Source organism: Amycolatopsis sp. La24 (assembly GCF_029087445.1).
In the GTDB taxonomy this organism is placed as follows: Bacteria; Actinomycetota; Actinomycetes; order Mycobacteriales; family Pseudonocardiaceae; genus Amycolatopsis; species Amycolatopsis nivea.
The window spans coordinates 3,262-4,997 of sequence record NZ_JARACH010000131.1; the positions used below are offsets into that span (position 1 = coordinate 3,262).

Here is a 1,736-nt window from a genome sequence, read left to right on the forward strand (position 1 = left end):
AGNCCGTGTGTGGAGCGTGGGACCTGATTCCGTAGTAGTCAAGCGATGGGGTGACGCAGGAAGGTAGCTCCGCCAGGCGATGGTTGTCCTGGTGTAAGCGTGTAGGCCGTCATGTAGGCAAATCCGCATGGCAATGGGCTGAGACGTGATGCGTAGCCGTTTGAGGCGAAGTGGGTGATCCTATGCTGTCGAGAAAAGCCTCTAGTGAGTGCATGCACGGCCCGTACCCCAAACCAACACAGGTGGTCAGGTAGAGAATACCAAGGCGATCGGGTGAACTGTGGTTAAGGAACTCGGCAAAATGCCCCCGTAACTTCGGGAGAAGGGGGGCCAAGCATCTTGAAGTCCCTTGCGGACGGAGGGGTGGTTGGCCGCAGAGACCAGCGGAAAGCGACTGTTTACTAAAAACACAGGTCCATGCGAAGTCGCAAGACGATGTATATGGACTGACGCCTGCCCGGTGCTGGAACGTTAAGAGGACCGGTTAACTCCTTTCGGGGGGTGAAGCTGAGAATTTAAGCGCCAGTAAACGGCGGTGGTAACTATAACCATCCTAAGGTAGCGAAATTCCTTGTCGGGTAAGTTCCGACCTGCACGAATGGCGTAACGACTTTCCGGCTGTCTCGACCACAGGCCCGGCGAAATTGCATTACGAGTAAAGATGCTCGTTACGCGCGGCAGGACGGAAAGACCCCGGGACCTTTACTATAGTTTGGTATTGGTTTTCGGTTCGGCTTGTGTAGGATAGGTGGGAGACTGTGAAGCGCTCACGCTAGTGGGTGTGGAGTCGTTGTTGAAATACCACTCTGGTCGGATTGGGAATCTGAACCTCGGACCATGATCTGGTTCAGGGACAGTGCCTGATGGGTAGTTTAACTGGGGCGGTTGCCTCCTAAAGGGTAACGGAGGCGCCCAAAGGTTCCCTCAGCCTGGTTGGCAATCAGGTGTCGAGTGCAAGTGCACAAGGGAGCTTGACTGTGAGACAGACATGTCGAGCAGGGACGAAAGTCGGGACTAGTGATCCGGCACCTCCTGGTGGAAGGGGTGTCGCTCAACGGATAAAAGGTACCCCGGGGATAACAGGCTGATCTTGCCCAAGAGTCCATATCGACGGCATGGTTTGGCACCTCGATGTCGGCTCGTCGCATCCTGGGGCCGGAGTAGGTCCCAAGGGTTGGGCTGTTCGCCCATTAAAGCGGCACGCGAGCTGGGTTTAGAACGTCGTGAGACAGTTCGGTCCCTATCCGCCGCGCGCGCAGGATACTTGAGGAAGGCTGTCCCTAGTACGAGAGGACCGGGACGGACGGACCTCTGGTGTGCCAGTTGTCACGCCAGTGGCATGGCTGGTTGGCTATGTTCGGAAGGGATAACCGCTGAAGGCATCTAAGCGGGAAGCCTGTTCCAAGATGAGGTATCCCACCCCATGTGGGTTAAGGCCCCCAAGAGACGATTGGGTTGATAGGCCAGAAATGGAAGCACAGTAATGTGTTGTCGAGTTGACTGGTACTAATAGGCCGAGGACTTGCCCACAAAGATCGCTCGCATCCACTCTACGGTTCTGAAACACCACACCGGTCACCCCTCGAGGGGTGGGTGTGTGTTGTTTCGGAGTGTTTCGGTGGTTTTAGCGTCAGGGAAACGCCCGGTCCCATTCCGAACCCGGAAGCTAAGCCTGACTGCGCCGATGGTACTGCAACCGAAGGGTTGTGGGAGAGTAGGACACCGCCGAACTTAAC

At 56.1% G+C, this 1,736-nt stretch carries 2 rRNA genes (1 of these 2 running past the window's edge); both read left to right on the forward strand.

What is annotated here, in order from left to right:
* Positions 1 to 1,530, forward strand: a 23S ribosomal RNA gene (locus PUT80_RS46030); it begins 1,660 nt to the left of the window's first position.
* Between the two features lie 84 nt (positions 1,531 to 1,614).
* Positions 1,615 to 1,731 (forward strand): 5S ribosomal RNA (rrf, locus tag PUT80_RS46035).
* Positions 1,732 to 1,736: the final 5 nt, after the last annotated feature.